17 protein-coding genes and 2 pseudogenes are annotated in these 24,149 nt (G+C 64.4%); 4 read left to right on the top strand and 15 right to left on the bottom strand.

What is annotated here, in order from left to right:
• Nucleotides 1–31: 31 nt before the first annotated feature.
• Nucleotides 32–3,151 carry an endo-1,4-beta-xylanase gene (locus ABIE24_RS08055; protein WP_354498513.1) on the top strand — a complete coding sequence of 1,040 codons (3,120 nt, stop codon included), beginning with the start codon at nucleotides 32–34 and terminating at the stop codon, nucleotides 3,149–3,151.
• Nucleotides 3,152–3,469: 318 nt separating this feature from the next.
• Here the strand turns inward: ABIE24_RS08055 and ABIE24_RS08050 are convergent, their stop codons facing one another.
• The 5 genes from ABIE24_RS08050 to ABIE24_RS08030 are packed head-to-tail and all read right to left on the bottom strand — an operon-like array spanning nucleotide 3,470 to nucleotide 10,311.
• Nucleotides 3,470–4,735 carry an endo-1,4-beta-xylanase gene (locus ABIE24_RS08050; RefSeq protein WP_354498511.1) on the bottom strand — a complete coding sequence of 422 codons (1,266 nt, stop codon included), beginning with the start codon at nucleotides 4,733–4,735 and terminating at the stop codon, nucleotides 3,470–3,472.
• Nucleotides 4,732–7,095 carry a beta-xylosidase/alpha-l-arabinosidase gene (locus ABIE24_RS08045; RefSeq protein WP_354498509.1) on the bottom strand — a complete coding sequence of 788 codons (2,364 nt, stop codon included), beginning with the start codon at nucleotides 7,093–7,095 and terminating at the stop codon, nucleotides 4,732–4,734. Before ABIE24_RS08045 ends, ABIE24_RS08050 begins: the two co-directional genes overlap by 4 nt.
• 8 nt (nucleotides 7,096–7,103) lie before the next feature.
• Nucleotides 7,104–7,976 carry a carbohydrate ABC transporter permease gene (locus ABIE24_RS08040; RefSeq protein WP_354498507.1) on the bottom strand — a complete coding sequence of 291 codons (873 nt, stop codon included), beginning with the start codon at nucleotides 7,974–7,976 and terminating at the stop codon, nucleotides 7,104–7,106.
• The gene (locus ABIE24_RS08035) at nucleotides 7,976–9,001 is read right to left on the bottom strand and encodes a carbohydrate ABC transporter permease (RefSeq protein WP_354498505.1); all 1,026 of its coding nucleotides are present in this window, start codon (nucleotides 8,999–9,001) and stop codon (nucleotides 7,976–7,978) included. Before ABIE24_RS08035 ends, ABIE24_RS08040 begins: the two co-directional genes overlap by 1 nt.
• 11 nt (nucleotides 9,002–9,012) lie before the next feature.
• Nucleotides 9,013–10,311, bottom strand: a complete 1,299-nt coding sequence (locus ABIE24_RS08030; protein ID WP_354498503.1) for an extracellular solute-binding protein — start codon at nucleotides 10,309–10,311, stop codon at nucleotides 9,013–9,015.
• A gap of 120 nt (nucleotides 10,312–10,431) precedes the next feature.
• Between ABIE24_RS08030 and ABIE24_RS08025 the strand changes: the two genes are divergently transcribed.
• Together ABIE24_RS08025 and ABIE24_RS08020 are read left to right on the top strand one after the other, a co-directional pair.
• The gene (locus ABIE24_RS08025) at nucleotides 10,432–11,448 is read left to right on the top strand and encodes a LacI family DNA-binding transcriptional regulator (protein WP_354498502.1); all 1,017 of its coding nucleotides are present in this window, start codon (nucleotides 10,432–10,434) and stop codon (nucleotides 11,446–11,448) included.
• 129 nt (nucleotides 11,449–11,577) lie between these two features.
• Nucleotides 11,578–12,609: a LacI family DNA-binding transcriptional regulator gene (locus ABIE24_RS08020; RefSeq protein ID WP_354498500.1), complete on the top strand. Its 1,032-nt coding sequence runs from the start codon at nucleotides 11,578–11,580 to the stop codon at nucleotides 12,607–12,609.
• Nucleotides 12,610–12,641: 32 nt separating this feature from the next.
• Here ABIE24_RS08020 and arfA read toward each other — a convergent pair whose 3' ends face one another.
• The 4 genes and pseudogenes from arfA to ABIE24_RS08000 all read right to left on the bottom strand — a co-directional run.
• Complete coding sequence (arfA, locus tag ABIE24_RS08015) at nucleotides 12,642–14,150, bottom strand: arabinosylfuranosidase ArfA (RefSeq protein ID WP_354498498.1); 1,509 nt, start codon at nucleotides 14,148–14,150, stop codon at nucleotides 12,642–12,644.
• A 266-nt stretch (nucleotides 14,151–14,416) separates the two neighbouring features.
• Entirely contained in the window at nucleotides 14,417–15,403 is a 987-nt protein-coding gene (locus ABIE24_RS08010; protein ID WP_354498496.1) for an aldo/keto reductase, read from the bottom strand.
• 415 nt (nucleotides 15,404–15,818) lie between these two features.
• Nucleotides 15,819–16,664, bottom strand: coding sequence for an LLM class F420-dependent oxidoreductase (locus tag ABIE24_RS08005; RefSeq protein ID WP_354498495.1), 846 nt, complete (start codon nucleotides 16,662–16,664; stop codon nucleotides 15,819–15,821).
• Nucleotides 16,665–17,004: 340 nt separating this feature from the next.
• Nucleotides 17,005–17,166, bottom strand: a pseudogene (locus ABIE24_RS08000) (aldo/keto reductase); the annotation flags it as partial.
• 5 nt (nucleotides 17,167–17,171) lie between these two features.
• On the opposite strand from ABIE24_RS08000, the pseudogene ABIE24_RS07995 reads away from it, so the two are divergent.
• Nucleotides 17,172–17,723: pseudogene (locus ABIE24_RS07995) on the top strand (integrase core domain-containing protein); the annotation flags it as partial.
• Here ABIE24_RS07995 and ABIE24_RS07990 read toward each other — a convergent pair.
• The 6 genes from ABIE24_RS07990 to ABIE24_RS07960 all read right to left on the bottom strand — a co-directional run bounded on the left by ABIE24_RS07990 (nucleotide 17,720) and on the right by ABIE24_RS07960 (nucleotide 24,115).
• Complete coding sequence (locus ABIE24_RS07990) at nucleotides 17,720–18,262, bottom strand: DUF6036 family nucleotidyltransferase (RefSeq protein WP_354498493.1); 543 nt, start codon at nucleotides 18,260–18,262, stop codon at nucleotides 17,720–17,722. The pseudogene ABIE24_RS07995 and the gene ABIE24_RS07990 sit on opposite strands and share 4 nt — an antisense overlap.
• Nucleotides 18,259–18,762: a helix-turn-helix domain-containing protein gene (locus tag ABIE24_RS17670; protein ID WP_502916255.1), complete on the bottom strand. Its 504-nt coding sequence runs from the start codon at nucleotides 18,760–18,762 to the stop codon at nucleotides 18,259–18,261. The genes ABIE24_RS07990 and ABIE24_RS17670 overlap by 4 nt, the downstream gene beginning before the upstream one ends.
• Nucleotides 18,763–19,229: 467 nt before the next feature.
• Nucleotides 19,230–19,757, bottom strand: coding sequence for a PGPGW domain-containing protein (locus ABIE24_RS07975; RefSeq protein ID WP_354498491.1), 528 nt, complete (start codon nucleotides 19,755–19,757; stop codon nucleotides 19,230–19,232).
• Between the two features lie 283 nt (nucleotides 19,758–20,040).
• Entirely contained in the window at nucleotides 20,041–20,976 is a 936-nt protein-coding gene (locus ABIE24_RS07970) for a carbohydrate kinase family protein (protein WP_354498489.1), read from the bottom strand.
• A gap of 22 nt (nucleotides 20,977–20,998) precedes the next feature.
• Nucleotides 20,999–22,405, bottom strand: coding sequence for a glycoside hydrolase family 32 protein (locus ABIE24_RS07965; RefSeq protein WP_354498487.1), 1,407 nt, complete (start codon nucleotides 22,403–22,405; stop codon nucleotides 20,999–21,001).
• A 96-nt stretch (nucleotides 22,406–22,501) separates the two neighbouring features.
• Nucleotides 22,502–24,115 carry an ABC transporter substrate-binding protein gene (locus tag ABIE24_RS07960; protein ID WP_354498485.1) on the bottom strand — a complete coding sequence of 538 codons (1,614 nt, stop codon included), beginning with the start codon at nucleotides 24,113–24,115 and terminating at the stop codon, nucleotides 22,502–22,504.
• Between the last annotated feature and the right edge of the window lie 34 nt (nucleotides 24,116–24,149).

Genomic DNA, 24,149 nt, shown 5'->3' with positions numbered 1-24,149 from the left:
CAATGTCGAAACTTTCGAAAGGCTTCGTTCAATGAAGAACATCCCGATGTGGGGCCACGGCCCCCGCTCCCCTGCCGCTGCTGCTTGTTCGCAACACCCGCTCGCACGTGGGCGGCACGGTCTGGTCGCGAGCGCGACCGCGTTCGGCCTCCTGGTCGGTGCTCTTGTGCTTCCGGGAGCACAATCCGCTGCAGCCGCCGACGCGACCGTTCTTTTGCAGGAGGATTTCGAGGACGGCTCGTACGACTCGCTCACCCAGAACGGCGGCCCCACGCTCTCGGTGGTCGACGCCGACGGCGACAAGGCGCTGCTCGTGCAGGGCCGAACGAATGATTACGACGGGGTGAAGACGCCGGCGAACCTGCTGCAGGCCGGCGGCTCGTACACGTTCTCGGCGCAGGTGAAGCTGTCGGCCGCCGCAGGCACGACCACGTCTGCGCGCTTCGTCGTCGAGCCTGCCTACACCTGGGTGGGCAACACAACCGTGACGGCGGATGCCTGGACCACGATGAGCGGCACGTTCGTTTCCCCCGCAGGCGCAGACCCCGCGACCCTCCGCGCCTACATCGGCACGGGTGCGCTCGCCGGGCCTTACGACTACCTCCTCGACGACATCGTGATCACCGGCACTGCGGGGCCGGCACAGCCCGAGACCTGGCAGCCCACCCCGGATGCTTCCTTCGTGCCCGGTGGAGCGGTCGCCGCGACGACGACACCGGTCACGACTGCCCGAGGCACCGGCAATCGGGTCGCACTCACCTTCGACGACGGCCCGAATCCGGGCGAGACCGCCGCGATCCTCGACGTCCTGAAAGCACAGGGCATCCACGCGACCTTCTGCATCATCGGCCAGAACGTCCAGCAGGCCGGAGGCACCGAGCTGCTGAAGCGCATCGTCGCCGACGGCCACACCCTCTGCAACCACGGAACCTCCTACGCGGACATGGGATCGTGGACGCAGACGCAGGTCGAGACCGACCTGAAAGCCAACCTCCGCATCATTCGCGAGGCGGCCGGCGACCCGACCCTCGCCGTTCCGTACTTCCGCGCACCGAACGGCAGCTGGGGCGCGACAGGCACCGTGGCCGCGGCGCTCGGGATGCAGCCACTCGGGCTCGGCTCCGTCATCTTCGACTGGGACGGGAACGACCTCAGTGAGGCGACCCTGACGGCGAACCTCCGCGCTGCTTTTACGCCAGGCGCGATCGTCCTCGCACATGACGGCGGTGGCGACCGCACGAACACGGTGAAGGCGGTCACCACCGTCATCACTGAGAAGGTGGCCGAGGGCTGGACCTTCACCCTGCCCAAGGGCGGCACTACGGCTGAGGCGGCCGTGGGTCTGACCTCTGACTTCGAGGAGGGCACCGACGGCTGGACCGCCCGTGGCGACGGCGTGCAGGTGGCGACCAGCAGCGACGCGCGCACTGGATCGGGCAGCCTGCTCGTCACGAACCGTACCCAGCCGTGGCACGGCGCCACGATCGACGTCACCGACGACATGCCCGTTGGTGCCGCTCTGGGCATTTCGGTCTGGGCGAAACTCGCTCCGGGACAGTCGCCGGCGGGAGTGAAGATCTCCGTGCAGCGCGACAACGGAGGCGGCAGCGCCTACGAGGGCGTAGCTGGTGCCGGCGCGCAGATCACCGTAGACGGCTGGACCCTCATCAGAGGCACCTACACGCTGGCGGCCGCCGCCGACCGCGCCCAGGTGTACGTCGAGGGCCCGGTTGGCGTCGACTTCCTCCTCGACGACTTCGCGCTCGCGCCGATCGTCGAGAAGCCGATTCAGTCGGATGTCCCGGCCCTGAAGGACGTGCTCGGCGCGGATGGCATCGAGCACGTGGGCGTCGCCATCGACGCACGCGAGACGGTCGGCACCGCTGCCGATCTGGTCAAGAAGCACTTCAACGCGTTCACCCCGGAGAACGCCGGCAAGCCGGAGAGCGTGCAGCCCATTGAAGGCCAGTTCGCCTTCACACAGATCGATCAGCTGCTCGACTTCGCCGACGCCAACGGGATCGACGTGTACGGGCACGTGCTGGCGTGGCACTCGCAGACCCCGGCCTGGTTCTTCCTCGACGGCACGCGCCCGTTGACGAACGGTGCGGCGGACCAGGCGCTCCTGAAGTCCCGGATGCGAGCGCACATCGCGGGCATCGCCGCCCACCTCGACGAGCGCTACCCGGACGGCGACAGTCCGGTCTGGGCATGGGATGTGGTGAACGAGGTCATCGCCGACGGTGACACCGCCAACCCGCACGACATGCGCGACAGCCGCTGGTTCCAGGTGCTGGGCGAGGGCTTCGTCGATGAGGCCTTCCGGCTGGCGGACGAGTACTTCCCCGACGCTGCGCTGTTCATCAACGACTACAACACCGAGATGCCCGAGAAGCGGGCTGACTACGTCGAGTTGATCAGTGCGCTGAAGGCACGCGGTGTGCCGATCGACGGCGCAGGGCACCAGGCCCACGTCGACGTCGCCCGGCCGGTGCAGTGGCTCGAGGACTCGATCGAGGCGGTCGACGCCATCGACCCGAACCTCCTTCAGGCGATCACCGAACTCGACGTGAACGCCTCGACGGAGAACCAGGGCGCCGACGTCAGTGGCGCGCCGATCGATCCGTACAGCCCGGCATTCGAGAACGATGAGGACGCGGCGGCCGAGGTCGGCTACTACTACCGCGACCTGTTCGCCATGCTGCGGGAGCACGACTCCTCGATCGAGTCGGTGACCTTCTGGGGCATCAGCAACGCCCGCACCTGGCTGCGGACCTGGCCTATGGCGCGCCCGTGGGAGCAGCCACTCCCGTTCGACGACGACCTGCAGGTCACCCCGGCCTACTGGGGCATTGTCGACCCGACGAAGTTGCCCGCCCGCCCCGCGGACGTGCTCGCCCCGCGGATCGCGGACGTGTCGGACGTTCGCGCTGTCTCCACCGGGGCCGCGGGAGTGAAGATCCAGTACTCGCTGCCTTCGGCGATCGACACCTTTGACGGCGTCGTCCCGCTGGACTGCGACGTGCCGAGCGGCAGCAAGTTCGTGATCGGAACCACGACCGTGACGTGCACGGCGACGGATGCTGCGGGCAACACCCGGACCAGTTCCTTCGACGTGATCGTCACGCGAAAGGTTCCTGGCAAGAAGTAATCCACCACAGGGAGGCACTCCGACCATCGGTCGGGGTGCCTCCTCTTTTTATTGCGTGGTCACATGCGAGAGTCGGCGCATCCGATAGAGCTCGGGGCATCGGCTTCGCGCGCGAAGGTTTTCATCGCCGAAACGGGCATTCGGGTTACCGGTGGCGCCGCGGGCGGTCGTTGTATGACGCGGATGCCGGAAAACCGTCGCGAAAACCGGCATCCGGGTCATGCGAATCGGGTCGCCGACGGGTGCCCCCGTTCGTCTGGCCCGGACGTCGGGTTCCCGGCGCGTCGGCAGCCGAGTGCCGCTAACGCCCTGACCCAGTCAAACGCGTGAGTGCAACCGGACCGTTGCCGTCTCACGCCCCGGCGAGAGCGAGACCGGTGCAGTCTGCGCGTCGCGCCCGATCAGGTAATCACCGAAGAAACCCGTGATCGACAAACGTCCGTCATGATCGGTGCGCATCGTCGTTCGCGGCAGCCACCACTCGCCCTTGACCAGCGACCGGAGGGCGTAAAACGAGGGCTTCGGTGTTCCGTCGGCGCGAATGAGCCCGCCCGGCGCACCGAGCCAGGCACCGTCGTCGGTGAGTCCCCAGTACGTGATGGCCTGCACGGCCGGGTGACCGACGAGTGAGCGATAGTGGCGGACGATCTCGTCCGCTTGCCGGGCCTCCCCCTCGGGCGTCGACGGCCAGGACGGGATCTGATAGTCGTTGAGGTCGACGATCTCCGGCGGCATGAGGTGCCCCGAGAGCAGCGTCGTCTCGGTGAGGTGGAGGGGCAGCCCGAAGCGGGCGAATCGGTCGACCATCGCGAGCATGGTCTCCTCTCCCCAGTACCCCTGATGCATGTGCGTCTGGAGGCCGATGGCGTCAACGGCGATCCCCGCGTCGAGCACACCGTCGATCAGGGCCTCATAGTCCCTCGACAGGTCGAAGTCGTTGAGAACGAGCGTCGCCGACGGGTTCGAGGCTCGGGCTTCCTCGAACGCGAGCTGGATCATCGGTACTCGCCCGATGCTCTGCGCGAGGCGCGTGATGCCGTTCTCCTCGGCCGTGAAGATGGGCATGATGACGACTTCGTTGATGGCATCCCACGTGTTGATGACACCGGAGAAGTCGGTCACCTCGCGTCGGATCCTCTCTCGCTGCAGCCGCTCGATCTCCGCGACCGGCAGACCGGAGAGCCACTCGGGCGCGAGCGTATGCCAGGTGAGCGGATGCCCCTTCACCGTGACTCCGCGCTCAGCAAACCATGATGCGGTCCGGAGAAGTCTCCGGGTGTCCGGCTTGCCCCGGGTCGGCTCGAAGCCTCGCCAGTAGAAAGGCAGCGTCGCAGTGTTGAAGAGGTCGAGCCACATGGTCTCGAGGTCCGACAGGCCGGCGAGCCCGGCTCCTCCGAAAACGGCACCAGTTGCGCCATCCTCGTCCGTCTCACCGTTGGCCAGGGGGATGAAGTCGAAGCCGATGTTGCCAAAGGCGAATGCATGACGGTGCTGTTCCACCGTGACGTCCGCGTCGCGAACCGGATCACCCGAGGAGTCGAGCACGGTGACCTGCGCCGTCGCCCGGCGGTGGGCGAGGCTCACGCGCCGCCCCTCACGACCTCGTCGAAGCTCAGGTGGAAGGCGCGGTCGAATCCCACGGCGCGCGGTGCGCCGGTCAGCTGCACCGAGTGCGAGATCCGGATGTCGGTGCTCGACGCGCCGAGACCCACCACGATCTCGCCGGGTTCCACGACTCGCTCGCCGTTTCGTCCGGTGAAGCTCGTGACGTCGGCGGGGAGGTGAATCGAGAGATCGACCGATTCGCCTGGCTCCAGTTCCACGCGATGGAACCCGACGAGACGCTGGACGGGCCGCACCGCAGATGCGACGGGATCATGGACATAGACCTGCACGACCTCAGCCCCGCGCCGCTCCCCCGTATTGAGAATACGAAGTCCCAGGGTCGCTACACCGTCCACGCCGATGACGGCGGGGCCGTGCTCGCGAGCGGTCCAGGCGAAGTCGGAGTAACCGATGCCGTGCCCGAAAGGGAAAGCCGAGGTCGGGTCGATGCTCGACACACTGTTCGAGCGCGCGAGCGGCGCCGCGAGATACGTCGACGGCTGCGTGCCTTCGGTGGCCGGAATACTGACCGGCAGCCGGCCGCTCGGATTCACCCTTCCCGAGAGGATGCCGGCGAGCGCGCCGGTTCCCTCTTCGCCTGCGAAGAACGCCTGCACGATTGCGCCGGCGCCCGACACGGCGGAGCCGAGCGCGTATGGCCGACCGGCGAGCAGGGTGACGACCGCAGGAGTCGTCGACGCCACCACGGCGTCCAACAGCTCCTGCTGCGCGCCGGGCAAACGGAGGGACTCCACGTCACACCCTTCGCCGCTCGTGCCGCGGCCGAACAGCCCGGCGCGGTCGCCGAGGGCGACGATGACGATGTCCGCCCGTGCCGCGGCCTCGACCGCTGCAGCGATCCCGGTGGTTTCCCCACCGTCGATCGTCGTGCCGGCGACGTATTCGATCGCGGCATCGGGGAATTCGCCGCGAAGGCTGTCGAGCAGGGTCGGCAGGTCGATTCCCAGTGGCGTGTCAGGGTGCTGAACGCCGACGTGAGCAGGGAACGAGTAGCACCCGAGAACGGCGAACGGGTCGTCGGCCGTTGGCCCGACGACGGCGATACGGCGCGGAGCGGTGAGCGGGAGGACTCCGTCGTTGCTCAGGAGCACGATCGATTGTTCGGCGATCTCACGCGCGACGGCGCGGTTGCCCGCGTTGTCGAGGTCGATGGTGCCGCGGATGCCTTGTGTATCGTCGATGTTCACGCCCCGGAGCGCTTCCGGCGAGGCATCCCAGTCGGGATCAAGCAGCCCGAGTTCGACCTTCTGCCGAAGCACACGCCGAAGCGCTCGGTCGATGACCGCTTCAGCCAGGTCGCCTGACCGGACAGCCTCGACCAGCGGCGCACCGAAGGTCTTCACCGTGGGCAGTTCGACGTCCACGCCCGCGGTGAGGGCGAGAGCAGCCGCTTCGCCCCACGAACCGGCGACGCCGTGAAGCATTTTGAGGAACGCGATCCCGAAATAGTCGGCCACGACGGTGCCGTCGAAACCCCAGGTTTCACGCAGGAGCCCGGTGAGGAGCGACTCGTCAGCCGCGGATGGCACACCGTCGATATCGGTGTATGAGTGCATGACTGACCGCGGCTTGCCTTCTCGCATGACCATCTCGAACGGCACGAGCAGCACGTCAGCGAGCTCACGCGGACCGACCGAGACCGGCGCGAGGTTACGGCCGGCTTTCGATGCCGAGTATCCGACAAAGTGTTTGAGGGTGGCGACGATTCCTGCGGCCTCGAGCCCGCGGACATACGCCGTTCCGATCGAGCCGATGAGATAGGGGTCCTCACCGATGGTCTCTTCGACGCGACCCCAGCGCGCATCCCGCACGACGTCGAGCACCGGGGCGAGACCCTGGTGAATTCCGACCGAGCGCATGTCCGTACCGATGCGGTGGGACATCCGCTCAATGAGCGCCGGGTTGAACGACGCGCCCCAGGCAAGCGGTACCGGGTAGGCCGTCGCCCCCCAGGTGGCGAAGCCGGCGAGGCATTCTTCGTGTGCGACGGCGGGAATGCCTAACCGGTTGGATGCGACGATCCGGCGTTGGCTGCGGAGAAGTGACAACGCGCCCAGTGCCGGGTCGACGGGAGCCGAACCGAATGGCCGGGTCAGCTGGCCCAGTCCGTTGGGCAGAAGCGCGTCGAGGTCGATGACGTCGTCCATGTCGTTCTGGTGCGGGGCGACGTCTCCACCCTCGCTGGACGCGCCGACCCAGACGCCGAACAACTGTGCGATCTTCTCCTCGAGGGTGAGCTCGGAAAGAAGGGCGTCAACGCGATCGGACGGGGATGCTGTGACGTCGTGCCATGCAGGCGTAGTCGTCGTGATGCTCAAGGGAGGTCCTAACCTTTGACGGCGCCGGTAAGACCGCCGACGATACGGCGCTCGAACAGCGTGAAAAATATCAGTGCTGGAATCATGGACAGTGAGGTGAAGGCGAGAACCTTCGCCGTGTCCACCGAATATTGCGACGCGAACGCCTGCACACCGAGCGGGAGCGTGTACATCGTCTGGTCTCCGAGGATGAACAGTGGCAGAAGGTAGCTGTTCCAGCTCGCCACGAACGCGAGGATGCCCGTCGTCACGACGCCGGGGAGAGACAGTGGCACGACCATCCGGAAAAAGAATCCGAGTCGGCTCGTGCCGTCAATCGAGGCGGCCTCCTCGATCTCGTCGGGGATGGCTTTGAGGAACGGCACAAGGATGATCACGGTCACCGGCAGTCCGAACGCGATCTGCGGCAGGATTACACCGGCCAGGCTGTTCATCAGACCCAGGTCCTTGATCAGGATGTAGAGCGGCGTGATGGCAACCGTCATCGGAAACATCAGTCCGGCGGCGAACAATGAATACATCACTCCGCGACCGCTGAAGTGGTATCGGGCAAGGACGAAGCTCACCATCAGTCCGAGAACGACCACACCAACCGTCGTGGCGATCCCCGCGATCACTGAGTTGCCCACCTGCTGCCAGAACGTGGAGCTTGCGAGTACCTCGGCATAGTTGTCGAAACGCCACGGGCTTGGGAAGCCGGCAGGTGAGGTTGTGATCTGCGAATTGTCGCGGAAACCGCCGAGGATGATGTAGATCACAGGTCCGAGGCAGAGCGCGATGAAGACGAACGCGATGAAGTAGGTAGAAGGATTGCCCCATTTCTGGCGTTCGCGATTGCGTCTCGCCTCACGAGGCGGCGCCTGAGCAACGAGAGCGGTCATCACTTATTCCGTTCTGTGAGCGCCCCGGCGGTGTCCCGACGGAGGATGATGCGCTGGTACGTCAGCGCGATGGCGAGGGAGATGAGGAACATCACGACGGCGACAGCGCTGCCGAAGCCGAAGTTGCCCGAGGTACGGCCGTTGGCAACCATGTAGGTCGCCATCGTCGATGTTCCGGCCGTCGAGGCGACATATTGGCCCCAAATGATGAAGACCAGGTCGAACAACTGCAGCGAGCCGATGATCGAAAGGAATGCCCAAATCCGCAGGGTCGGGCCGAGCAACGGTAGCGTGATGCTGCGCTGAATCTGCCAGTAGCTGGCTCCGTCAATCGCAGCGGCTTCGAATAGTTCATCGGGGATGCTCTGCAGTCCCGCAAGGAACAGGATCACCGCGAAACCGATGTACTTCCACGAGATGATCAGCATCAGCGACCAGATGGCGATGTTCGGATCTGAAATCCAGTCGGCCTTTAACGCGCCCAGTCCGACGTTGTCCAGGAAACCGTTGACGGAGCCGGAGGTCTGGAGCATGAGCCCCCAGCCGATGCCGACGATGACCTCGGAGATGATGTACGGTACGAAAATCAGAACGCGGATGAGCGACCGACCCCGGATCTTCTGATTCAGCAGAAGAGCGAGAACGACAGCGATGGGTCCCTGAATGAGCAACGACAGCACGAGGATGAAGCCGTTGTGGCGCAACACGTCATGGAACGCGCTGTCCTGGAAGATGATGAAGTAGTTCTCGAGACCGACGAAGTCGGTGGCGGGCCCGTAGCCCTTCCAGCGGAAGAAACCGTAGTAGCCGGCCATGATGACCGGGAAGATGACGAAGCCGACGAAGACGACGATGGCGGGCCCGGCCAAGAGTGTGATTTCGAGGCGCTTACGCCAATCGGTTGGACGCCGGCGGGGCCGCGGTGTGGCAGGGGATGCCGCGCGAACGCCATCCCCTGCCGTTACCGTGCCCTGCGGCGGCTGCTGGTCGATCATCGACGAAGCACCCCCTGCAGGATCAGTCATGATGAGGTGCTCTATCCCTTGGCTGCTGCGTCGTTCACGGCAGAGACGATGTCCTCGGCTCCGGCCTTTCCGGCGAGCATGTCGACGACGCTGGTGTTGAGTGCGTTACCGACGTTCTGCCCGAACAGTGTGTCGAGCCAGACGGAGACGTACGGTGCCTCGTTGTAGGCCTCGAGGACGGACTGCAGCGCGGGGTCGGTCACGACCGACTGAGCGTCCTGGTTGGCGGGAAGGGTGTTGAAGGCCGTGGCGTAGCCTTCCTGGTGCTCTTTCTGCATGAAGAAGTTGAGGAACGCAGTGCACTCTTCCTTCGGCGCCTGCGCCGAGCAGGCGAAGCCATCGACGCCGCCCATCATGGCGCCCTCGGCCCCGTCGCCTCCGTCGACAGCCGGGAACGGGAACCAGCCAAGGTCAGCCAGCGGCTTCTTGTCCGGGGTGAGGTCAGCAATGACTCCAGGGTTCCACGCACCCATCAGTTCGATGGCGGCCTTGTGGTTCGCGATGAGGCCGGCTGAGCTTCCTGCCCCCTGCTGTGCCGCAGTGGTCAGGAATCCGTTGTTGAACGGTTCCGATTCGACCAGCGCTTGCATTTCTTCGCCGGCCTTCAGCCAGCACGGGTCGTCGAACTCCTTGGTTTCCGCTGCCTTGGCCAGGGCATCCTCTGAACAGGAACGGACGGCGAAGAAGTAGTACCAATGGGCGGCAGGCCATGCGTCCTTCGCACCGACGGCGATCGGCTCGATGCTTGCCGTCTTGAGCTTGTCGACGGCGGTGTTCAGCTCGTCCATCGTCTTCGGTGTTTCTTCGATGCCAGCCTCGGCGAAAAGATCCTTGCTGTAGTACATTCCGCCCGGCAGCACCGCAGTCGGCATGCCGTAGATCTTGCCGTCGATTCCGAACGCGCTGAGCACGCCCTCCGGCACGGCGGCCTTGGTCTCGTCAGAGATGGAATCGGAGATGTCCATGGCCTGTCCGGCGGTCACGACGTCGGCGAGCTTGCCACCACCGCGTGCCATGAAAATGTCTGGTGCGTCGCCGGAGTTCAGCGCCGTCTGAAGCTTCCCGTCCATTTCCTCGTTCTGGATGGACTGCATCTTGATGGTGACGCCGGGGTTCTCATCTTCGAACGCGGCGATTGTGTCTTCCCAGTAGGCCTTGCCGGCTCCGGTCGTCGAGTTCTGCCAGAACGTCATGGTGACACCGCCACCCTCGGTTGCTCCACCGCCGGAGCTACACGCTGACAGGCCACCGAGGGCGACCGTTGTCACCGCCCCGACGGTGAGCAGCTTCCTGATGCTGTGCTTGTTCATCTTTGAACGCCTCTCGAAAGTTTCGACATTTGCGTCGAAAGTGATTAGGATGGTGTGAGCCTAAGCATTCGCCGGTCCAAACGCAAGTTGTTTCTCGCAACAAATAGAGATTGGTTCCTCATGGTCGACCCAGGTCGCAAGGTCAAGCTCAACGAATTGGCCGATGAAGCGGGAGTTTCACTCTCCACAGTCTCCAAAGTCCTCAACGGACGCTCAGACGTATCCGCGCAGACGCGCGCGAAAATCGAGAACCTCCTTGACAAGCAGGGATACCAACGACGCGCCGGCCTGCCCAACCGCGGCACTCTGATCGAGCTCGTTTTCCCCGAACTCGAGACAGCTTGGGCGATGGAAATCATTCGCGGGGTCGAAAATGTCGCTCGCGCCAACGATTTGAGCGTCGTACTTACCGAGTCAGGTGACCGCCACTCCCCCTCCCCTGCCTGGATCACCGGCGTCCTCCGCCGGCGCCCTGTCGGGGTCGTGCTCGTCTTCGCCGATCTCGCGGCGGAAGCGAAAGCGACCCTCCAGTCCCGCGCCATCCCGTTCGTGATCATCGACCCGGCCGGCGACCCGGCGCCGGATGTTCCCTCTGTCGGGTCGGCCAACTGGTCCGGCGGTCTCGTCGCCACACGTCATCTCATCGAACTGGGACACACCCGGATCGCCGCGATTACCGGTCGCGACGACATGATGTGCTCCTTCGCCCGCGTCGACGGATATCGGTCCGCCATGAACTCGGCCGGTATCGAAATCGATGAACGCTTCGTACGATTCGGCAACTTCCAGGTCGATGGTGGCCGCAGCATCGCTCTCGAACTCCTGGCACTGCCTGACCGTCCCACAGCGATCTTCGCGGGCAGTGACCTCCAGGCGCTCGGCGTCATCGAGGCGGCCAGGACACTCGGCCTTCGGGTGCCCGACGACCTCTCGATCGTTGGCTATGACGACCTGCAGCTCGCCCAGTGGTCCAGTCCGGCGCTGACAACGGTGCATCAGCCGCTCACAGCGATGGCGGAAGAGGCCGCCCGCCTGGTCATCCGAATGTGTGAAAGCGCCCTTGAAAGCATCCCTCGGATGGACCTCGCGACGCGGCTCGTCGTCCGTGAGAGCACCGCTGCGCCGGCCGCCGGCTGACGAAGTCAGAGCGCCCGGCCCTGCGAGCAGGTCTCGGCGGGGCGGGGCGACGGTGAAGCCCGGCTCGACGGCGGCCGCGCACCCCTCGTATATATTTGGCCGAGAGCGCCACCACGAACGGAGACATCGATGCGGCCCACGATGCTCGACGTAGCGCGATTGGCTGGCGTCTCAATCAAGACGGTCTCCAACGTCATCAACGACCATCCGTATGTCCGCGCGCAGGTCCGAGACCGGGTCCGGAACGCAATCCGCGAACTGGACTACCGGCCGAATGTCTCCGCACGGGGGCTGCGCTCAGGAAAAACAGGAGTCATCGGGCTCGCTCTCCCGGCATTGAGGGAGAGCTACTTCGCTGAGCTCGCCGACTCCGTCATTCGTGCTGCGGAGCGACGAGGGCGCAGCGTGCTCATCGCACAGACCAATGGCGATCGCGTCAAGGAGCTTGAAGCGATCAAGGGCACTGGTTTGCAGGGGACCGATGGATTGCTTCTCAGTCCGACGAGTCTGGGCGAGACGGACGTGGATGCCCTTCAGGTGCCCTTGCCGATCGTGCTGCTCGGGGAACGCATCTTCGGCGGTCCGACGGATCACGTCTCAATGCACAACGTGTCGTCAGCCCAGGCGGCGGTCGAGCACCTTCTGGATCGGGGCCGCCGGCGCATCGCTCTCATTGGAGCGCCCGAACCTCTCGCCCAGGATCCGAGCTCGGCGACTCTGCGTCTCAAGGGTTACCAGCGTGCCCTCGCCGCCGCGGGCATTAACGAGGCGCCCGACCTCCTCTGCGTGACCGACACCTGGGGCCGAGAGGCTGGAGCGGCCGCTGTTCGCCGCCTCCTGGCTGACCGGATTTCCTTTGATGCTGTCTTCGCCCTGAACGACTCGCTAGGCCTTGGAGCGCTTCGCGCGCTGGGTGAAGCCGGTGTCCGGGTTCCAGAAGAGGTCGCCGTCATCGGGTTCGACAATCTCGACGAATCCACATATTCGGTGCCTTCACTGTCCAGCGTCGATCCTGACCGCGAGTCGATCGCTGAGATCGCAGTCGAGATGCTCGTCGAACGGATCAATGAGACGGGCGAACGCCGTCCGCCGCGGCTGGTGAAGCCGGATTTCCGGATCGTCGAGCGTGAATCCACCAGCGTCAGCGTCGTTGGGCGTTGAATCACACAACGGGTTGAGGTGGTCATTCGGAGTCATCGAAGCGCGATTGCGGTCCAGGAGACCGGAGGGAGCGTAACGCTGAGAACCCCGGCGGCGAGCATCGCCGAATCGTTCTCGCGCGGTGCCACGCGTTCCGGATCGGCGAGGGTGTTCTTCGCGTAGACGTCCGCGTCCCAGAGCGACAGCGACTCCTCAATGTGCGTCAACCCGAGCGTCGACGCCTCAACCTCGACCGTTGTTTGTGCCTGGGCGCGATTCACCAGGAACACTGACACCTCGCCAGTTTCTTCGTCGTAGGTCACGACAGAATCGACGACCGGCACACTGCCGTACTCGTCCGTCTCATAGCTGTCCGCCTGCACCCGTGTCTCGAGAACGATCCCACGAGCAAGTCGTGACGTGATGGCGAACGGGAAGAATGTTGTTTGCCTCCACGCTGGCCCTCCGGGCTCCGTCATCACCGGGGCGATGACGTTGACCAATTGCGCGAGCGAGGCGGACGTAACCCGGTCGGCGTGCCGGAGCAGCGTGATCATCAGCGATCCAACGACCACCGCATCGGCGACCGAGTACTTGTCTTCGAGCAGCCGCGGGGCGACCGGCCAGTTGTCGATGCCCCTGATCTTGTCCTCGTCGCGGTAGCGGGAAATGTACCAGACGTTCCATTCATCGAAGGAGATGTTGACCTGCTTCTCGCTGCGTTTCTCGGCGCGCACGGAGTCCGCGGTGGCGACCACCGCTGAGATGAATCCGTCCATGTTGACCGAGGACGCGAGGAAGGAGCCAAGGTCACCGTCTTTTTCCTCGTAGTAGGCGTGGCAGGAAATGTAGTCGACATCGTCGTACGCGTGCGCCAACACCGTGCGCTCCCAGTCACCGAACGTGGGCATGTTCGCGCCCGACGATCCGCACGCGACGAGTTCGATGGTGGGGTCCAGCTGGCGCATCGCCTTCGCCGTTCTCGCCGCGATCTTGCCGTAGTCACCCGCTGACAGCTGACCGAGTTGCCACGGACCATCCATCTCGTTTCCCAGACACCACATCCTGACGCCGTACGGCTTGGTCCGTCCGTTTGCTGCTCGCTGATCTGCCAGAGTCGACTGCCCATTGAGGTTCGTGTACTCGAGAAGATCGAGGGCCTCCTGCACGCCGCGAGTGCCCAGGTTCACTGCGAGCATGAGCTCGCTGTCCACCTTCTCCAGCCAACTCGAGAACTCGTGCAGACCAACCCGATTGGTCTCTGTCGAGTGCCAGGCGAGATCGAGCCGAACGGGGCGGTCCTCGATCGGACCCACGCTGTCCTCCCAGCGGAAGCCCGAGACGAAGTTGCCGCCGGGATAACGGATGGTCGAGACGCCGAGCTCTCGGACCAGATCGATCACATCCTGGCGGAAGCCATCGGCGTCTGCCGTCGGGTGTCCGGGTTCGAAGATGCCGTCGTACACCGCCCTGCCGAGATGCTCGATGAAGGACCCGAAAATCCTCCGGTGGATTGGACCAACCTGATACTGCGGATTGATGGTGATGCGTGCGCGAGGCAACGTTCGGGTCCTCTCGTTCTCGATTGTGTTCTGGTCGACCGAGTCAGTTTCGCCAACCAGGCAAACCAGTGGCGTCTACGCTATTACATCGTTGTAAGGTTTTCGTAAGAGAACGAGCACAAACTGAAGGCAGAAACGTGATCCTCAACCTTTCACGGTGAATTCTTGACAGCACGGATAGACGCCGAACCCGTGCCGACTGATGGTTGAGAGCGGGCGGGATCGTCTCGCCGGGTCACTGCCATCCTGCGGAGTCCCCGCCTGTCTCAGAGGCCGACGGCCGCCATGCCTGCGTCGTCGTACCGATTGCCCGCCACGCCGATCCGGTCGACGAGCCGGTTGAGGTCGGCAACGTCGTCGGCGGAAAGGGCGACGGCCGTCGCGCCGGCGTTCTCGTCCAACCGCTCGCGGCGTCGTGTGCCCGGGATGGGAACGATGAACGGATGCTGCGCCAGCAACCAGGCCAGGGCGACCTGGGCCGGGGTTGCACCGCGCTGCGCGGCGAGGTCGCGAACGTGGTCGACGATCGCCTGGTTCGCGCGCAGGTTCTCGGCTTCGAACCTCGGTACGCGAGCCCGGATCTCGTCGGAGGCGAAGGTCGAATCCGGGGTGACGGTTCCGGTGAGGAAGCCCTTGCCGAGCGGGCTGAACGGCACGAACCCGATGCCGAACTCGAGGCACGCGGGGAGAACTTCCGGCTCTGGGTCGCGCGTCCACAGCGAGTACTCGCTTTGGATGGCAGTGACAGGGGTCACCGCATGAGCGCGGCGGATTGTCGCGGCGCTGGCTTCAGAGAGACCGAAATGCTGAACTTTGCCCTCGCTGATCAACTCACCGACAGTGCCGGCAACGTCTTCGATGGGCACATTCGGGTCCACGCGGTGCTGGTAGAGCAGATCGATCGAGTCGACGCCGAGGCGCTGAAGTGACCCTTCGGCCGCGCGACGAATTTGCTCCGGGCGCGAGTCCACGCCCTGTGCGCGGCCGTCCGCGAAGCGGAAGCCGAACTTGGTCGCAATTGTCACCCGATTCCGTATCGGCGCGATCGCTTCACCGACGAGTTCCTCGTTGTCGTAGGGCCCGTAAACCTCTGCCGTGTCGATAAGGGTCACCCCCTGGTCGACGGCATGCCGGAGGACACCGATCATGTCCTGGCGGTCACCGGGATTGGGCCCATAACTCTGGGACATCCCCATCGCTCCGAATCCGATCGCGGATACTTCGAGGCCCTGTCCGAGTGCTCTCCTGTGCATGGTTACTCCTTTGTGTCAGCGGGGTAAGTGATGAATGAGACTATGTGGCAGTCACCACGTGCTTGCAATAGTGCGTTTCGCGATCCACCCGGCTGCCGTGTGCGCGAATTCGCCAGAGGCTCGAGGCCATCGGTCATGAATCGAAGTACAGCGAGGATCCCAGCACCGACATCAGGTCCCGCTATTACGGCTTCTCAGAGGGCGAGACCCTCGATTACACCTACGAAATCGTCGGCGACACACTCACCATCTGGATGGGCGAGCGCGGCTCCCGCGCCTCTTACGAAGGAACCTTCAACGACGACGGCACCATCCTCACCGGCGCATGGCACTACCCCGGCGGAGGTGGATATCCCGCTGTGCCCACGCGCGCGTGTGGCAGTTGAAAGTGTCCCGCCCTTCGGCATTCGCGCATTCAGGCGGGGACAAGCTGCAGAGCCTCGGCGATCGCACGCAGGGCTGCCCGCGGATCGCCCTCAGCCGGCACGACCTGCACACACACGTGGTCAGCGCCGGCATCGAGGTGTTTTCGGACCGCTGAGGCCAGCGCGTCCGGGCCGCCGAAGCGCACAATCGCGTCCACGAGACGGTCACTTCCGCCGTCGGCGACGTCTGCCGCTGTGAATCCCGCCCGTCGCATCGTTGTGACGTAGTTGTCCAAGCGCAGGTAGGGCTTGAGAAAGTTGCGCGCCGCAATTCGGGCCGCGACGACATCGGTATCCAGCACGACCGTCTGCTCAGGCGCGACCAGGGCGGCGGGGCCAAGCGCCGCCCGCGCTTCCGCAGTCTGGGAGGGCACCGTCAGATACGGATGCGTGCCCGCCGACCTCTCACCGGCGAGGGCGAGCATCCGGGGTCCCAGAGCGGACAACACCCGGCGGCTCGCCGGGACGTGCTTCTCGTCGAGAACGTCCAGGTAGCGGCGCATTGCGTCCATGGGCCGCACGCGTTCCGGGGTGGCCTCCCGGTGCCCGGAGCCGATGCCCAGCAACAAACGTCCCGGGTGCTCTGCGTCGATTCTGTGGAACGAGTCCCCGAGTTCCGCGGGGTCAGACTTCCAGATGTTCACGATTCCCGTGGCGATCACAATGGATTGGGTACCTTCGAGGAGCTGTTCGGCGTGCCGGAGGTCGGAACCTGGGCTCCCGCCGAGCCAGATCGTGCCGTAGCCGAACGCCTCGATGTCGGATGCGAGCGCCACATCCACAGCACGATCACTACGCCAGACTCCGATGCTCCCTAGCTCGTCATTCCAGCTCACGATGATCTCCGCTTCTGTATCGATGTCGTGTTGGCCGATAGACCACTGGCCGCGACAATGGCACGTGCCACCCTCAGTAGATCGTAGGTGAGTCCGCCGGACACAACGCCGATCTTCGCCGTCCACTCGAGCGATGCATGAGGCAGCCGCTTCCAGCGTGTCCCGCTTCAGCCGTCCGTCACGGTGATGTTCGCGGGATGGTGTCGCGAATCGCGATGGATCACGGGCGACGATCAGCCGCGCCACCTCAAAATCGTTGGAGCGTATTCAGAGCAGCAACCGACGTCCGTGGGCAGTGCTACTGGCCTATGACACCATCCGCTTCCACGCGCGCCGCCGCCGCCGTGTCGATGAGGGTCACCCCCTGGTCGACGGCATGCCGGAGGACACCGATCATGTCCTGGCGGTCGCCGGGATTGGGCCCATAACTCTGGGACATCCCCATCGCTCCGAATCCGATCGCGGATACCTCGAGGCCCTGTCCGAGTGCTCTCCTGTGCATGATTACTCCCCGACGGCGGCGGTTGGCGATACGTCGGCCGGCAACAGGGGAAACGGAACCGCATTGCGACGCCCGACAAACCTCGATGTACTCATCACGATCCGACGATCGGCACTGCCTTCGTTCACACCGTCATCGACGACCACTCCCGGGTCGCCTACGCGGAAATCCACGACGATGAGACCGCGGTCACCGCAGTCGGTGTCCTCCGCCGGGCGGTGTCCTGGTTCGCCGCTCGCGGCGTGATGGTCGAACGCGTGCTTTCCGACAACGGCTCCGCCTACAAATCCCACCTCTGGCGAGACACCTGCACCGAGCTTGGCGTCAAAGCGAAGAAGACCCGCCCCTACCGGCCGCAGACCAACGGAAAGATCGAACGCTTCCACCGCACTCTCGCCGACGGTTGGGCGTTCAGCAGGCACTACCCGACCGAATCAGCTCGCAGGAACGCACTCCCGGCCTGGCTCCACGAATACAATCACCACAGACCCCACACCGCCACCGGAGGCCACCCACCCATCAGCCGGTTAACCAACCTGGCTGGGCAGTACATCTAGCTCGGGAGGAATGCCTGGGCGCGTTTGATCGTGATTGCCCGTCGCGCATCGCTGACGGGGAGCTTCTTGCAGATCCGCACCAAGGAAAGGGGATCGATCATTCCAGCTTCCACCAGCGCGTCGACGAACTCGATGTCCTTCTCCTCGCCGCGAACGAGCTTCGCGGCGCACAGATCGTGTGGATCGAGGCATCGGGCGAGCGGACCGGAGGGACCGTCAGGTGCCACCTGAACAGTGCGGGTCTCCCAGCCGTTCGGGAGCACCGCGGTCGTGATGTTCACACCCTGAACGTAGAAACCGTGGTCTTGGTGGAACTGAGACCACTCCCCCAAGTTGGCGTCGATCAAGGTTGCAAGGCTGTAGTACTGATCGTCGGAGATCGGCGCAATGTCGACTTCGTCCGAGAGCGTGGCCCGCGCTGGCAGCTGGGTTTCATCATAGGAACCGAGGATGGCCTGGCTCCCAATGACGAGTACCTCGCGTTCTCCAGTGACCCGCGTCGCGTGGCGAACAGCGTCCTCGAGCTCGGCGCGCTTCACGCTTGATTAGCCCGTTCGATCGCCGCGAGCCGCTCATCCTGAGTGAGAGCACCAGCGAACGGAGAGTTCTGCCGAAGTTCCCGGCCCTCCGGAGTGTCTGCGAGCATGCCATCGATCAGCACACCGACCGGACTATCCACCAACTCAGCCCAACGATCCACCCATTGCTGCCCGATCGGGGAAGTGAGCCGTGCACGAAGACGACCCAGGTTGCTCGGCACCACCTTGAGGGCCAGTTGCGGGTCATTCTTCAGCTTGTTCGCGAGGGCGCGATGCAGTTCCATCGTCACCCGCTCCTCACGACGATTGTTGACGACCTCCACTCGGGGACGGCGACCCATCACTCCAAGTGCGCGTTTGAGAGTTCGGAGCTGGATCCGGTCCTCTCGCTCAGACTGCTCCATTCGCGTCACCGTACTCGGAGCTACGCCCATGTTCTCAGCGAGTTCGCGAACCGTCCAGCCGACTGCGCGGCGCGTGTCTGCGATCGTTGACGACATCTCATTTCCTCCTTGTTGCATTGTACTGCAACAAGGCCCAATCCTTCACTAAATTAACCGTCCTCCCCGATAGCCGATAACGCCTCGTATGTGTCGACGCCCGGCAAGGACTTATGGTCGGTCGGCGCAGGAGCGTACTGCTTGAAGATTTGACCCGAGAAACCCGACACCTGTCGTGCGCCTCCGATTGGTACGCGGACACACCAGTCATCCTCGACGTCACATAGCCCACGATTTCCTCCGGGAGAGGTACGAAAGCATCCGTATGGTCGTGCGGGACTCAGTGGACGTCCCTCCAGGCGGAGGGACAACTGTCGCCTGATATCAATGCGCGCGCCGTCGCGGCGCCTATCTTCGCCAGCTGGGATGGCCTCCTCATCAAGTGGAGGTATGACAAGACCATCGATATGCGCGCACACATGACGTACCTGGTGAGCGCGCTCGGCATCGAGGTCACGACACGCAGGTTATAGAGCCCGCTGACGCAATTGCTTTGTTGCTGGTGGTCCAACAGACATCAGCGCCGCCCGGTCCGAGCCAGCCAGAGGATGCCCGTGGAAACGACGGAAACTGTAGAGGATCATTCCCATCGCGATTCCGCCCGAGGCGATAAGCGTGATGCCGGTCCCCCACCCGCCCATCAACCACCAGCGACCCGCCACAGGCCACCACCCCGGCGTCGGGGTACCGATTCCCCAAACGATGCCGATTGCGACCAAGGCTAAGCCGCCCAGAATGCTGGAAACTATCCGTGGCCAGGTTTGCGCGCCCTGGGACGCGAGCAACAACGCTTTGGCCTTCACGGGCAGGAGAAGCCGCTTGGCCCACTTATAGCGCATCGCCAACAGCGCGAGACCGGCCGCCAGGCACAGGAGGCCTGGTCCGGGGAGGACCAGAGCGGCGACTCCCGCGACCAGCAGCATCCAGCCTGCAAGCTCGATGGCTCTGCGTTTCACCCACGTCGGAACGGACTTGCGCGGTTGTTTGGCACTCATCGTGCTTCCCACTTACTGGCCCAGGGCCCCTCACACAAGACGACGCTCGCAGTTGTCAGTGGCATCCGTAAGCCCGGGGGCTTCTTGCCCCTTCGCCTCAGTATGCGCCCCCGTCCCCTTAGGGCCTACTAAACCAGCGCTGCGCACAGCCACTCCCAGATTCTTCCGGGAAACGAGACGTGGTATGCACGCGGCTCGACGTCGGTGGATCCACTAAGTTCATACATTCGACGTCCTGGTTCAAACGGACAAGCGAGAACTCCACCGTCGTCGCCAAAGGGCCTCACATGTCGCAGGCTGAAGGGGCGACGCCAGCCGTGTTCTCGACGAGCTCCCATAGCCATGGCGGATTCGCTCCGACTCGGGATGTCGTAACCCCCGCCACGGTTGCCGCCCAGCCGCCGATTCGACGAAGCGTGGACGCGGTAAGTTCCCCGAGGCCTTCCTGCCGCACGCCATCGATGATCGCACCCATCGCGGAGTCCCCCGACCCGATCGTGTCGGCCACGGTTATCCTGGCGGCCGGCACGTCAATGCTGGCTTGTCTTGAGGCGAGCAACAAACCATCGCCGCCACGAGTTATGACCGCGAGTCGAACGCCGAGCGCCAGCAATCCGGCGATCACGCGCTCAGGGGTTTCACTTGGGTACAGCCAGAGGGCGTCTTCGTCGCTCAATTTCACAACCTCGGAGACGGAGGCCAACGCCTCGAACTGCTCGAGGACCTCGTGGTGGAGACCAATGATCGACGGTCGGATGTTGGGGTCGAAGCTGCTGGTGACTCCGGCGGGAAGCGCCATGAGGAGTTCGCGCACTTTTTCGGCACCCGGCGCGAGAAACGCCGCGATAGACCCGACGTGCACGTGCACCGCTCCCCCGACCTCTGGCGTCACGGGGTCCCACGCGATGTCGAAGGTGTAGTGGGCTGACCCATCCGCCTGTATTCGAGCGACCGCGGTCGGCGTGCGCTCGGCGTCCCTCGAGATGACCGCTACGTGTGACTCGGCCAGGTGTGCTCGGGCGCGCCTACCGCGGTCGTCGTCGGCGAGGTGGGTGACGAGCCGCACGCTGTGGCCGAGCCGTCCGAGGGTGAGTGCGACGTTCGCGGGTGATCCGCCGACGTGTTCAGTTCGCACGCCGCCCCGTTCGACGATGTCGATGATCGTCTCCCCTACGACCAGCACGTCACTTCGTGCCGGGACGATGTTGTTATTGCTCATGCTTCTCTCGGCAATCGATCGGCTACCGGGCGTCGATCGGTTCGACCTGCACCCGGGTCAGCGGCATAGAGGGATAGACCTGCTCGGTGAACGTGACGAGACCCCCGGCCGCGTAGACCTCGACGATCGAGGCATCCACCACTATGCGCAGGTCAATCTCGTCGGTGTAGTCGGTCGGCAGCGGAGCCCAGTCGACCGAGGGGAAGTCGGGGTGGAAGGTCACGTTCCCACTCTGGGTGCGGTCGAACGTGATGCTGCGATCGTCCCCGTCGACCGTGATGACGACACGATCGACCCCGGATTCACCGGCGAGAATGACGGCTGTTCGGTCGGCGGGTCCGCACGGGACGGTGACGTCGAAGACGTCGACGCTGCCACTGCCGGCCGGGAGGATCGGTTGCTGGCGAACACGGAGCCGGCGGTCAGCAGATCGAACGAGCTCGACTTCGCGGACCAGAGACATCGCGGAACGCCACGGCTCGGTGGGTGTCTGCCCGGCGTACTGCCAGTTGCTGGCCCAGCCGATCATCAACCGCCGCCCGTCCGGGGCGTCGTTGAAGGAGACGGGTGCGTAGTAGTCGCGTCCGTAGTCCAGCCAGTCGTAATCGGCGGGATCCGTTGAGTCGGTGAGCCGTTCGGGAACGAACGTTGCACCGTCGAAGTCCCCGACGAAGTACTGGGCGCCCGAGCCGCCGGCGATGCCGCCGGGACTCAAACTGACCACGAGTACCCAGCGGGTTTCATTCGTGCCTTCAATGCGGAGGGGGAACAGGTCGGGGCACTCCCAGACGCCCTCGACGGCATGCGCCGGGCCGAAGCGTGATTGCAAACTCCAGTCGCGGAGGTTGTCGGAGGTGTAGATGACGACCTGGCGGGCGACGGCCTCGACCGCGACCATGACCCAGTGCCCGTCGGCATCCCCGTACCAGAACACCTTCGGGTCGCGGAACTCGTCGGAGCCGATGTCAAGGACCGGGTTCCCGGCGTAGCGGGTCCAGCTAGCTCCGCTGTCCACACTGTAGGCGAGGGACTGCGCCTGGGATCCGGGTTGGCCGTCCTGCGGTGGCCGGGCGCTGGTGAAGATCGCTACCAGCGCGGTCTCCCCCGCGGCTGCGAATCCGGCGGTGTTGCGAACGTCAGCGACGGCGCTGCCGGAGAACACCATTTCTTCCGCGGTGAATGGGATCGCGATGTCGTGCTCGGTCCAGGTGACGAGATCGGTGGAGGTGGCGTGGCCCCAGGACAGGTTGCCCCAGACGTTCGCGTGCGGGTTGGTCTGGAAGAAGAGGTGGTAGATGCCGTCGTGGTAGAGGAGCCCGTTGGGGTCGTTGAGCCACGAGGTGGCAGCGGTGAAGTGTGCTGCCGGACGCGCCGGTGTGCTGGTGGGCTGGTCGGCGACGGTTGTGGCTTCGGGGCGGGGCGCGGTCACAAAGAACTCCTGGTGGATGGGTTGGGTTGGCATTCGGGCGCGAAAGTCGCGGCATGGAGCCGGTGCAGGAGGCGGACCTCCTGCACCGGCTACCGGTTACTTGCCGCCTTGCTGGAAGCGGTCGTATGCGGACTGGTAGGTGGCGATGACGTCATCGATGCCCATCGACTCGAGCTGGGAGACGTACCCGTCCCATTCGTCGTCGACGGTGCCGTTGACGATCCAGGAGGCGAACTTCTCTTTGACGAGGGTGTTGATGTCGGCGACGGCGAAGGACACCTGATCGAGTTCATCGTTTGACAGCATCACCGGCGGGTAAGCGTCATTCGCCTGGTGCGGGGCGTAATACTCGGCCACGAGTTCCTGCCGTTCCTTGGCGCGTGGCTCCGGAGCGACGACGGTTTCGAAGTCTTCCTGGGTGGTGATTTTCGGGCCGCCCGGGGCGACCTTCTGGCGGCGCTCGCCCTCTGACTCTCCTGCTGCTGCCGGAATCTGCTGGAGGATGCCGTTTTCGTCTTCTTCGAGGGTGACGCCGATCGGTCCCCAGTTGACCTGTGCGGACATCACCGGGTCGAACAGGCGGTCGGCCCAGCGCATGGTGGCGGCGGGGTATTCGTTGCTGCGGGTGATCGCCATGGCGCCACGGCCGATCTCCTGGTTGTTCGCGACGCTTGCCATTTGCTCGCCGTCGACGCCTTCAAGGATGCCGACCATTTCGTAGTCGCCGACCCGGTCATCCCCGACCATTTCCTTCAGTTCCCACCAGAAGAACGAACCGAGGACCGGGGTCGCCGCCTTGCCCTTCGAAAGGTAGGCGACGTCATCCTGGGAGAACGACTCAGGGTCGATCAGCCCATCGGCGTGCCAGTCGGCAAGCGCGGCGACTCCCTCCTTGTAGCCGTCAGTGTTCGCCGTGAACTCGACCTTGTCGTCGCGGACAATGCGGTGGTCGTTGTTCTCCGGCTGTCCGCCGAGGGCGGCGATGAGGTCATTGGGGTTCGCGCAGAAGGAGTCGGTCCGGAAGGACAGCGGTATCTCATCCGCTTTGCCATTTCCGTTCGGGTCCTGCGTCTTGAAGGCCTCCAGTGCCGATCGGTACTCCTCGATGGTCGCAGGCATCGGCAGGCCGAGCGCATCCAGCCAGGCCCTGTTGATGTACAGGAAGTTCGGGTACTGCAGGATCCCCAGTTCCTCGACGGACGGCAGCGTGTAAATGTGGCCATCGGATGCCGTGATGGCGGCACGGATGTCGGGACGATCCTTCAGGATGCCGGAGAGTGTTGGCGCGTGGTCGTCGATGAGATCCTCAAGCGGGAGCAGAGTGCCGTTGTCGCCGTTTTGAACGATCTCAGCGTCGGTGAGGCCGCTGTTGTACAGCACGTCCGGGAGCTCATCACTGGCGAGCATCAGGTTCTTTTTCTCGGCATACACCTGCTCGGGCACGTTCTCCCACTTGATGGCGATGTTCGTGTCGCTTTCCCACTGCTTCACCAACTCCATTTCGGAGTATTCGGGAGCGAGGGGCGACTTCGTACCGCCGAAGGTGAGGGTAAGAGTGTCGTCCACAATCGGGAGGCCCTCCTTGTTGAATCCGAAGTCCGCTGACTTGTCTGCAGCGCTCTTGACATCCCCTCCCCCGGCGCAGCCGGCGAGGAGAACGCTGCCTGCGATGGCGATCGCGGTAGCGGCGTAGAAACGGCGGTGTCTCATGGTGTTGTCCTTTGGTTTCGAGGTGTGGTGCAGG

The sequence above is a fragment of the Mycetocola sp. 2940 genome, assembly GCF_040548835.1.
Classification (GTDB): domain Bacteria; phylum Actinomycetota; class Actinomycetes; order Actinomycetales; family Microbacteriaceae; genus Mycetocola_A.
This window is presented reverse-complemented; position numbering and strand designations above follow the sequence as displayed.

What these genes read in the sequence shown, in the direction of transcription:
- ABIE24_RS08055 (WP_354498513.1), top strand. Translation starts at nt 32, where the DNA reads ATGAAGAACATCCCGATGTGGGGCCACGGCCCCCGCTCCCCTGCCGCT.
- ABIE24_RS08040 (WP_354498507.1), bottom strand. Translation starts at nt 7,976, where the DNA reads ATGACCGCTCTCGTTGCTCAGGCGCCGCCTCGTGAGGCGAGACGCAAT.
- ABIE24_RS08035 (WP_354498505.1), bottom strand. Translation starts at nt 9,001, where the DNA reads ATGACTGATCCTGCAGGGGGTGCTTCGTCGATGATCGACCAGCAGCCG.
- ABIE24_RS08030 (WP_354498503.1), bottom strand. Translation starts at nt 10,311, where the DNA reads ATGAACAAGCACAGCATCAGGAAGCTGCTCACCGTCGGGGCGGTGACA.
- ABIE24_RS08025 (WP_354498502.1), top strand. Translation starts at nt 10,432, where the DNA reads ATGGTCGACCCAGGTCGCAAGGTCAAGCTCAACGAATTGGCCGATGAA.
- ABIE24_RS08020 (WP_354498500.1), top strand. Translation starts at nt 11,578, where the DNA reads ATGCGGCCCACGATGCTCGACGTAGCGCGATTGGCTGGCGTCTCAATC.
- ABIE24_RS08010 (WP_354498496.1), bottom strand. Translation starts at nt 15,403, where the DNA reads ATGCACAGGAGAGCACTCGGACAGGGCCTCGAAGTATCCGCGATCGGA.
- ABIE24_RS17670 (WP_502916255.1), bottom strand. Translation starts at nt 18,762, where the DNA reads ATGTCGTCAACGATCGCAGACACGCGCCGCGCAGTCGGCTGGACGGTT.
- ABIE24_RS07975 (WP_354498491.1), bottom strand. Translation starts at nt 19,757, where the DNA reads ATGAGTGCCAAACAACCGCGCAAGTCCGTTCCGACGTGGGTGAAACGC.
- ABIE24_RS07970 (WP_354498489.1), bottom strand. Translation starts at nt 20,976, where the DNA reads ATGAGCAATAACAACATCGTCCCGGCACGAAGTGACGTGCTGGTCGTA.
- ABIE24_RS07960 (WP_354498485.1), bottom strand. Translation starts at nt 24,115, where the DNA reads ATGAGACACCGCCGTTTCTACGCCGCTACCGCGATCGCCATCGCAGGC.